This is a genomic window from Sphingomonas sp. P3_C6, from assembly GCF_056402595.1.
The window spans coordinates 294,093-303,208 of the sequence record NZ_JBFUHB010000003.1; the positions used below are offsets into that span (position 1 = coordinate 294,093).

General features: G+C 66.1%; 8 protein-coding genes and 1 pseudogene. 5 read left to right on the top strand and 4 right to left on the bottom strand.

The features are described from left to right. Positions 1-20: 20 nt before the first annotated feature. Together odhB and lpdA are read left to right on the top strand one after the other, a co-directional pair. Complete coding sequence (odhB, locus tag AC1DT7_RS06320; protein WP_478034970.1) at positions 21-1,247, top strand: 2-oxoglutarate dehydrogenase complex dihydrolipoyllysine-residue succinyltransferase; 1,227 nt, start codon at positions 21-23, stop codon at positions 1,245-1,247. Positions 1,248-1,323: 76 nt separating this feature from the next. Further along, entirely contained in the window at positions 1,324-2,715 is a 1,392-nt protein-coding gene (gene lpdA / locus AC1DT7_RS06325) for a dihydrolipoyl dehydrogenase (RefSeq protein ID WP_478034971.1), read from the top strand. A 133-nt stretch (positions 2,716-2,848) separates the two neighbouring features. On the opposite strand, the gene AC1DT7_RS06330 is transcribed toward lpdA, so the two are convergent. After that, on the bottom strand, positions 2,849-3,526 hold the full coding sequence (locus AC1DT7_RS06330; RefSeq protein WP_478034972.1) for a YoaK family protein: 678 nt from the start codon (positions 3,524-3,526) through the stop codon (positions 2,849-2,851). An 84-nt stretch (positions 3,527-3,610) separates the two neighbouring features. Between AC1DT7_RS06330 and AC1DT7_RS06335 the strand changes: the two genes are divergently transcribed. Further along, positions 3,611-4,243, top strand: a complete 633-nt coding sequence (locus AC1DT7_RS06335; protein ID WP_478034974.1) for a trimeric intracellular cation channel family protein — start codon at positions 3,611-3,613, stop codon at positions 4,241-4,243. Between the two features lie 14 nt (positions 4,244-4,257). Here the strand turns inward: AC1DT7_RS06335 and AC1DT7_RS06340 are convergent. The 3 genes and pseudogenes from AC1DT7_RS06340 to AC1DT7_RS06350 form a co-directional block, all read right to left on the bottom strand. Further along, a pseudogene (locus tag AC1DT7_RS06340) lies at positions 4,258-4,701 on the bottom strand (glycoside hydrolase family 47 protein). Beyond that, the gene (locus AC1DT7_RS06345; protein WP_478034976.1) at positions 4,688-6,178 is read right to left on the bottom strand and encodes a hypothetical protein; all 1,491 of its coding nucleotides are present in this window, start codon (positions 6,176-6,178) and stop codon (positions 4,688-4,690) included. Before AC1DT7_RS06345 ends, AC1DT7_RS06340 begins: the two are co-directional and overlap by 14 nt. Before the next feature lie 610 nt (positions 6,179-6,788). Continuing rightward, positions 6,789-7,154: a nuclear transport factor 2 family protein gene (locus tag AC1DT7_RS06350; RefSeq protein ID WP_478034977.1), complete on the bottom strand. Its 366-nt coding sequence runs from the start codon at positions 7,152-7,154 to the stop codon at positions 6,789-6,791. A 527-nt stretch (positions 7,155-7,681) separates the two neighbouring features. Between AC1DT7_RS06350 and AC1DT7_RS06355 the strand changes: the two genes are divergently transcribed. Together AC1DT7_RS06355 and AC1DT7_RS06360 are read left to right on the top strand one after the other, a co-directional pair. Beyond that, positions 7,682-8,776, top strand: a complete 1,095-nt coding sequence (locus AC1DT7_RS06355; RefSeq protein ID WP_478034978.1) for an SGNH/GDSL hydrolase family protein — start codon at positions 7,682-7,684, stop codon at positions 8,774-8,776. A gap of 181 nt (positions 8,777-8,957) precedes the next feature. Further along, a partial coding sequence (locus AC1DT7_RS06360; protein WP_478034994.1) for a helix-turn-helix domain-containing protein occupies positions 8,958-9,116 on the top strand: 159 nt, incomplete at its 3' end.

Below are 9,116 nucleotides of genomic sequence, written 5' to 3' on the forward strand. Positions count from 1 at the left end.
GCGGCACCGAGGAAGACACGATGGCAACCGAAGTCAATGTTCCCACCCTGGGCGAATCGATCACCGAGGCGACTCTCGGCGAATGGCTGAAGCAGCCCGGCGATGCCGTGGCCGTCGATGAGCCGATCGCCAGCCTGGAGACCGACAAGGTTTCGGTCGAGGTGCCGTCCCCCGTCGCTGGCGTGATGGGCCAGCATGCAGTGAAGGTCGGCGACACCGTCCAGGTCGGCGCGCTGATCGCGACGATCGAAGCAGGCGGCGCCGCCGCTGCGCCCGCAGCCCAGCCCGCCGCTGCAGCTGCTCCGGCCGCCGTTTCGGCGCCGGCCGCACCGCCGGCTGGCGATGGTCCGGCTGCCCTGTCTCCGTCGGTCCGCCGCGCGGTGCTCGAGCACGGTGTCGATCCGGCGACCGTCAGGGGCACCGGCAAGGACGGCCGGATCACCAAGGACGACGTCGTTGCCGCTGCCTCGGCCGCGCCGGCACCCGCCCCGGTTACTGCGGCCCCTGCCGAGCCGCAGGTCGCGCCGTCGGTCGCCGCCTCGACCGGCCGCAAGGAAGAGCGCGTGCGCATGACGCGCCTGCGCCAGACCATCGCAAAGCGCCTCAAGGAAGCGCAGAACACGGCCGCGATGCTCACCACCTTCAACGACGTCGACATGACGGCGGTGATCGAGGCGCGCGCCAAGTACAAGGATCTGTTCGAGAAGAAGCACGGCGTCCGGCTCGGCTTCATGGGCTTCTTCGCCAAGGCCGCGTGCCTGGCGCTAAAGGACGTGCCCAGCGTCAACGCCTCGATCGAGGGCGACGAGATCGTCTATCACGATTATGTCGATATCTCGGTCGCGGTGTCGGGCCCGGGCGGCCTGGTCGTCCCGGTCGTGCGCGATGCCGATCAGCTTTCGGTCGCCGGGATCGAGCGCACCATCGGTGATTTCGGCAAGCGCGCCAAGGACGGCACGCTGAAGATGGAAGAGATGAAGGGCGGTACCTTCACCATCTCCAATGGCGGCGTGTTCGGCTCGCTGATGTCGACCCCGATTATCAACCCGCCCCAGGCGGCGGTGCTGGGCCTTCACCGCATCGAGGATCGCCCGGTCGTCCGCGACGGCCAGGTCGTGGTCCGTCCGATGATGTACCTCGCGCTCAGCTACGATCACCGCCTGATCGACGGCCGCGAGGCAGTGACCTTCCTCGTCGCCTTGAAGAACGCGATCGAAGACCCCACTCGTATCCTGATCGACCTCTGATCTTTCCCTTGTGCTCCCGCGAAGGCGGGAGCCCAGTCTGGACCCCCGCCTTCGCGGGGGTACATAAAGGTGCCACATGGCTGACTATGATTTCGACGTCCTGGTAATCGGCTCCGGTCCGGGCGGCTATGTCGCCGCGATCCGCGCGGCGCAGCTTGGCCTCAGGACGGGTTGCGTCGAGGGTCGCGAGACGCTGGGCGGCACCTGCCTCAATGTCGGCTGCATCCCGTCCAAGGCGATGCTGCACGCGTCCGACCTGTATGACGAGGCGGTTTCCGGCCGGCTCGCCAAGCTCGGCGTGAAGGTCGAGACCAGCCTCGATCTCGACACCATGCACGGCCAGCGCAAGGACGCGGTGAAGCAGCTCACCGGCGGCATCGAGTTCCTGTTCAAGAAGAACAAGGTCGAGTGGCTGAGGGGCTATGCGAGCTTCACCGGCAAGGACAGCGTCAAGGTCGGCGACCGCGAAGTCCGTGCGAAGAACATCGTCATCGCGACCGGCTCGTCTGTCACCCCGCTGCCCGGCGTGACGATCGACCAGAAGGTCGTGGTGGACTCGACCGGTGCGCTCGAACTGCCCGCCGTGCCGAAGAACATGGTCGTGATCGGCGGCGGCGTGATCGGGCTGGAGCTCGGTTCGGTCTGGCGTCGCCTCGGCGCGAAGGTGACGGTCGTCGAGTTTCTCGACCAGATCCTGCCCGGCTTCGATGGCGAGGTCCGCAAGGAATCCAACAAGATCTTCAGGAAGCAGGGCATCGAGTTCAAGCTGTCGACCAAGGTCACCGGCGTGGCCGTCAATGGCGATACCGCGACGCTGACGCTCGAACCCGCTGCCGGCGGTGAAGCGACGACGATCGAGGCGGACGCCGTGCTCGTCTCGATCGGCCGTCGTCCCAACACCGAGGGACTTGGTCTCGACAAGGCGGGCCTCGCCACCAACCAGCGCGGCCAGGTCGAGACCGATCACCGCTTCCAGACCTCGGTTCCCGGTATCTGGGCGATCGGCGACGTGATCCCGGGCCCGATGCTGGCGCACAAGGCCGAGGATGAGGGCATTGCCGTTGCCGAGAACATCGCCGGCCTGACCGGCATCGTGAATCACGATGTCATCCCGAGCGTGGTCTATACCAACCCCGAGATCGCCGGCGTCGGCCTGACCGAGGAAGTGGCGAAGGAGCGCGGTGAGGTGAAGGTCGGCAAGTTCCCGATGCTCGCCAACTCGCGCGCCAAGACCAACCATGAGCCCGACGGCTTCGTGAAGGTCATCGCGGACGCGAAGACCGACCGCGTGCTTGGCGTCTGGGTCATCGCCTCGGTCGGCGGCACGATGATCGCCCAGGCCGCGCAGGCCATGGAGTTCGGCGCGACGTCCGAGGACATCGCCTATACCTGTCACGCCCATCCGACCCATTCGGAAGCGATCAAGGAAGCCGCGATGGCGGTGCTCGGCAAGCCGATCCACATCTAAGCCTTTGCCCCCTTACTGCTCCCCGGCGAAGGCCGGGGCCCAGTCGGGGGACGATCGTAATGGGGCGTTGCGCGTCGTTACTTAAGCCATTCCAACTGGACCCCGGCCTCCGCCGGGGAACGGTGGCCGGCGCTCAAACCGCCCGAACACCCCAGGGCCCGGCCGGCTCGCTGCCGCGCGCCATCAGCGCGACCACCCCTGTCAGCACCGCCGCTGCCCCGGTCGCCAGCCACAGCGCCCCATTGTCGAACGCGCCATAACAGCGCGCCCCCATGACCACGCCGCTCACGAAACCCAGCCACAGCGCCAGATAGCGCGTCCAGGTCCAGCGATCGGCATCGCCCATCAGTGCCCCGGCCAGCCGCTGCGCCATGCGCACCAGCGATCCGGTCATATAGGTCAGCCCGATGCTCACCTCGCCATCGCGCAGGAACAGGCCATTCTCGGCCCCCATCGCGGCGGCGAGCAGCAGCAGCGCCCGATTATTGGGCTGGACCTGCATGATCGTCGCGGCCACCCCGAGCAGCAGCGTCACCGTGATCATCACCGCCGCCTGCGCGTGCTTCGCCCAGCGCCGGGCGATCACCGTCGCGATCATCACCCCGCTGACGAAGCTGAGCAGCAGGGCGCCCGCCATCCGCACTTCCTCGTGACGCTCGGTCGCGAAGGCGACGCCGAGCCGGGTCGTGTTGCCGCTCATGAACGAGGCGAAGAATCCGCCAAGGCTCGAATAGGCGAGGGCATCGACAAAACCGGCAAGCGCGGCGAGGCAGATGGCAAGGGCGATCATCGACGGGCGATAGCGTTGCATGACATCGCTATGTCCCAGCACGCCGCGACTTTCCAGCCGCCTTTGCGCCTTTGCGCCGATCGGTTGCGGGCGATAGAACGCGGCATGCTCCCCCACGCGCCCTGGCAATTCGGATCGATCCTTCCCTGGCTCGACCTGTTCGGCATCGCCGTGTTCGCCACTACCGGTGCGCTGGCGGCGACGCGGCGCGGCCAGACGCTGGTCACCGCCGCCTTCTTCGCACTCATCACCGGCGTCGGCGGCGGTTCGGTGCGCGATCTGCTGATCGGCGCGCCGGTCTTCTGGGTGCATGATCCCCTCGTGGCGGCGATCTGCCTCGCGGTCGCGGGGCTGGTCTGGGTTACCCCGCAGATCTGGTGGCAGGACAAGGCGCTCGACTGGCTCGATGCGGTCGGCCTCGCGTCCTATGCCGTGTTCGGCGCGGCCAAGGCGCTCGCCTTTGGCGTACCGCCGGTGCCGGCCGCGCTGATGGGCGTGATGACCGCCTGTGTCGGCGGCATCATCCGCGACGTGCTGGCGGGTGAGCCATCGATCCTGATGCGCCCCGAACTCTATGTGACGGCCGCGGCACTCGCCGCCGGGCTGCATGTCGCGCTGGTGGTGCTCGGCCTTCCCGCCTTCGCCGCGGCGGTGATCGCGGCCGCGGCAGGTTTCGGCCTGCGCGCCGCCGCGATCTACTGGAGGCTCGCGCTGCCGAGCTATCGCGGGCGCCGCTGACCCTCAGCGCGGGTTCATCGCCTCAGCCCATTCAGCACATTGCCTTCGGTCGACAGATAATTGTCGCGATAGTCGAAACGCGGGCAATCGCTGAAGATCAGCCAGTAATATTTCATCTGCTCGGACCACCAATAGCCCGGGCAGGCATCGTTCCAGGCACCGGCTACGGTCACGTCCTTCAGCCCCGACTAGCCATGGGCGACCTTTCTCGTCCGCGTCATGGCCAGGAAATGCGTGCGCACGACATGCCGCCAATGCTCATCGCGGTCGTGCGGCCACAGGGTGAAGGCTGAATCGGCCAGCTCGGGACGCAGCGCGTTACCCTTGGACTGGATCGACCAGTCGCCCGGGTCGAATCCTTCGGGCAGCACGCCGAACCGGTCCTGCGCCTTTTCCCATCCGCGCATCGCGGCTTTCGCCTCGCCGCGCTTGCCGCGCGGGACGTCACCGATTGCCATGCTCGCGGCCTGGCCCCTGGCCGGGCTGGGGTCGCGGTGGCGTCGCCCGTTGCTGCGCTGCTTGTCTCTGGGCCTGTTGCTGAGCCTGTTGCGTCGCGCGCTGCTGGGCCGCCTGCTGTTGCGCCTGCTCACGCTGCTGCATCTGTTGCCGTTGGGCGGAGCGTTGCTGCTCGGCCTGCTGGCGTTGCGCGTCGCGCTGTTGCCGCATCTGTTGGCCGCGTTGCTCGGCGACACGTTGCTGCGCCTGTTGTTGCTGGGCAGCCCGTTGCTGGATGCGCTGTTGCTCGGCCTGCTGGCGCACCTGCGGGCCGGGCTGGTCGGCGGCGCGCTGCGGTTCTGTCACATGCTCACGCCGCGCCTGATCGCGGCGGGCCGCCTGCTGCTGCAGCCGCTCCTGCACCGTTCGCTGCTCGCTCGCTGCGCGCTGGCGTGCCGCCTCGCGCTGCGCATCGGCCTGCGCGCTTCCGGTGTCGCGCGCCTGCTGAGCGGCTGCCTGTTGCTGCCGGCGTTGCTGTTCCGCCGCCGCGCGCTGCTGCGTCACGTCACGTTGCGCCTGCTGGCGTGCCTGGTCGATCTGCCGATTGTCGTCGCGGCGGTTGCCGCGATCGTTCGGCCCATAGAGCTGCGGCGGGCGGCCGGCCTCACCGCCGCGCTGCCATGTGGCGAAGCGTTGAGCGGCCTGCTCACGCGCGGCACGCTCGGGCATGAACTGGCGGCTCTCCTCGGTGGCATGGCGCTGGCGATAGGCCTGCCAGTCGGGCACGCGCTGGCGCGCGTCGCGCCAGTCGTTTCGCGCCGCGGCGATCACCGGACGGCGTGCCGCCCATTGCGCCGCCGCCACGCCGCGCCCTTCGCGCTCGCGCGCCGCCACCCGCAGCGCCCGCGCCCGGGCGTAATAGCGGGAGGCCGCCTCGGCCTGGCGCTGCGCCTCGGCGGCGGCGAGATAACGTCCCTGCCGGTCATAGACGGTCGCGATCCGCCCGTCGCGATAGCCATAGCTGTAGTGAGGATCGCGCACGAGATACGGATAATCGGCGCCCGGCTCGTAATAATAATAGCGATAGCCGTCATCGATCGGCTCGGCATAGGTCAGGTAATCGTTGCTGGTCTGCCAGACCCACGGCTCGACGCCGTCATAGTCGAAAGCATAGTCGGGCGGCGCGTCGCCGATCGTGTCGCTGATCCGGTTGGCCCGGTCGATCCAGGCATAACGATCGTCCTGCGGCGCCTCGGCGTAACCGAGCGGCCGGGTGCCCGGCAGGCGCGACGCCGGCGGCGCATACCGCACTGGTGTTGCCGGCCCCTCGGCCAATGGCTGGACCTCGGGCAAAGGCGGCAGCTCACCGAGCGCCTGCTCATTCTGTGCTGTCGCGCTATTGTCGATGCTGGCCTGGCGCTGCTGTCCACAGGCGGCAAGCGCGAGGGCGAGCGCGGTGGCGCTGACAAGCCTCAGCGAGATGCGTGTTGTTCCGGCCATGACGAATGCTCCTCTGGCGGTGACGGCTTTGGAAGCTCGCACAACGCGCCTGAACCTGCTCTGGACCCCTGGTTCATCGGGGGTTGCCGCTCCGGGAGCAGTCCAAAGCCCACATCCGACCCGGGGACAGGTGGCGGTGACCACGCCGTCCGCCCCGCACCCTTCTCCGATCCCTTTAAATATGTTTAGGTCGTAAACTCATAAACGACGGCTTCGCGCCATTTGCGGCCATCAAGCGAAACCTACGCGGTTGGCTCCGGCCCATAGGTGTGGCGGATGTAAGCCAAATTAAACTTCATGATTATTGTCGAGAACGCCCAGAAACACGGTGCCAACAGAACGAAATCTGCGAACACCCACATATCGTCAGAATAGCCCCAACCGTATGAGCCTGCCCGGTCGACCACGGCTGTGGCGAACAACACTACGAAGCACGTCGTCCAGAGAGACAGGAAGAGGTTTAGGAAAAGTCGATTGCGCCGATACTGAGCGTGAAGTCGCCTGCTCTGCGTTTCAAGGTAGGCTGGGTCTTGCTTCACGGCGGATACGGTACCCTTTTGAACGGCCGGTTTCAGCGATACGCTTTAGATGGCGGCCCTTCTGCGATCTCTCACTGCGCAGAATTGAAGAAGAAATAGTGTTCGATCAGCTTCCCGTCTTTCTCACGGGCAACGTCGACGCCGGTCACGGTGATTTCATCCGGCGGGCCGCCTTTCCAGCGCGCAGTGGCGACGCCGTGATGGCCCAGGCCCGTTCCATCGATTTCGAAGCGGAACCCGGGCGGCATGTCGGCAAGCACGCCCGCCACGACCTCGGAGATGGCTTGATGCCCGCTGACGGCACGTGCCGGCTCGAAGATTGTTGCGTCTGCGTGATAGATCTCGGCGATTGCAGCGAGCCGGGCGGTGTCGTCGCGCTCGTTCCACACGCGTTGAATGCTCGCGTGCAACAGGTCGACTTCTGGCGCTTCGGACAAGATTTCCTCCTGCGTTAATGTGCCCGGCCGCTCATCACGTGCCCGGTACATACCATTGGACGATCCTGTGCCGCATACTCAAGTCGTTCCGACTGAAAGACAGGTATAAAGCCGCCCGGTCTCGAACTGAACGGCGACAACCGGGGCATGTCCGGACGTACCGGCTACCGAGACCACGTCTCAAGAGCTGCCGCTCATTCGATAGTCTCTTCGCGGACGGCTTTTGTCGAGATAGACAAAGGCAAACGAGAGGATATTCGCCAATGGCTCGATTTGCCGTCACCTTGCTCTGCGCACTGGCTGCAATGTCGGTTCCGGCCGCTGCCGCGCCGCAACGAGCGACGGCGTCTGGTCCGTCCCATCGAAGCTGGGTCGCGGCGTGGGGCTATGTCGTCTCTCCACCCCCGCCCGGCCAACAGCCCGCCGGTCCAAATGGACCGTTCGCCGGGCCTGCCGTTCCCCTCGGTTCTCCATCTGGCCCAACACGACTTCCAAACCCGCCCAGGCTCATCGAAAACCCGGGCAACGTGCCGATCGATACTGGTACGGCCGACCTCATCAACGTCACCGTCCGCCAGGTCGTGCGGGTGTCGGCAGGTGGTAGCGCGGTTCGCTTGCGCCTGTCGAACGAGGGCGGAGTGGACGCCTTGACGATTGGCGCGATGCACGTCGGCCTCGCTGGACCTGACGGATCGGTTGTCCCCGGTACCGACCATATCGTCACCTTTGCGGGCCTTCCCGGCACCAACATTCCCGCAGGCGCGCCGCTGCTGAGCGATCCTGTCGCGCTGCCGGTAAGGGCGCTCGATAGACTGGCGATCTCGCTTTATGCGCCGGGGCGATTGCCGGTCCGCAACGTGCGGTCGCTGTGGCAATATGTCGCGGGGCCAAGCGGTGATAGCGGTGGAGCACCGACTCTGCCTCAAGTCCGCCTGGCGAACGTGCCGGTGATCCTTACCCAGGTCGAGGTAGCGCCTGTGGAGCGGACAGGCGTGATCGTCGCGCTCGGCGATTCGATCACCGAAGGCGTTGCCTCGACCAACAACGCCTTCCGTGGCTGGCCCGATCGTTTGGCCGAACGTCTTGCGGCACGGCCTGGCAAGCAACGCTGGGCGATGGTGAATGCCGGCATCGGCGGCAATCGCCTGCTCGGCTATGGCGCTGGTCCGAACGCACTCGCGCGGTTCGATCGTGACGTGCTGAGCGTGCCTGGCGTGAAAGCGGTTATCGTGCTGGAGGGTATCAACGATATCGGCCGTGGCTTCGGACCGCGTGGACCGGGAGAGCCGGTAACGGCCGACGCCCTGATAGCGGCGAACAAGCAGATCATCGAACGCGCGCATGAGCACGGTGTCCGTGTGATCGGCGCCACGCTCACTCCCTACCAGGGCGCGGGGTATGCCAGCGAGCAGGGCGAGACGGTGCGGCAGGCGGTCAACAGCTGGATCCGAAACTCAGGTGCCTTCGATGGCGTGATCGACTTTTCGCCGGTGGTCGCGGACAAGGCCGATCCGCTGAAAATCAATCCGGCCTACAACGACGGTGACAAGCTTCATCCCAACGACGCCGGCTACAAGGCGATGGCTGACGCCATCGACCTGCGTGTACTCACCGGAATGTAACGGTTGAATAAGACTGTTCATTCGTGCGTTTCGGCGACTTGAACTTTACCTGTCGGCCAGCAGCAAAGTCCGCTGGCGGACGCCGCGGCATTAGAGTCGAATTCGACCGAGTTGAATCATAGGATTCCGTGCGGGGTGATTTTGTGATTCAAGATGCTGACTGGGCTGGAGGTCAGCATGTATGGGCAAACCTTATTCTGACGATTTGCGGGCGCGGGTGGTCGCGTCGATGGCGGGTGGACGCACGTGCCGCGAGGCTGGGACGATATTTGGCGTAGCGCCGAGCACGGCGGGTAACTGGTATCGTCGTTATCAACAGACGAGCGGCTATTCTGCACGA

Bases quoted from the DNA above. Each gene is read 5' to 3' on its own strand.
- lpdA (WP_478034971.1), top strand. From the start codon at position 1,324: ATGGCTGACTATGATTTCGACGTCCTGGTAATCGGCTCCGGTCCGGGC.
- AC1DT7_RS06345 (WP_478034976.1), bottom strand. From the start codon at position 6,178: ATGGCCGGAACAACACGCATCTCGCTGAGGCTTGTCAGCGCCACCGCG.
- odhB (WP_478034970.1), top strand. From the start codon at position 21: ATGGCAACCGAAGTCAATGTTCCCACCCTGGGCGAATCGATCACCGAG.
- AC1DT7_RS06330 (WP_478034972.1), bottom strand. From the start codon at position 3,526: ATGCAACGCTATCGCCCGTCGATGATCGCCCTTGCCATCTGCCTCGCC.
- AC1DT7_RS06335 (WP_478034974.1), top strand. From the start codon at position 3,611: ATGCTCCCCCACGCGCCCTGGCAATTCGGATCGATCCTTCCCTGGCTC.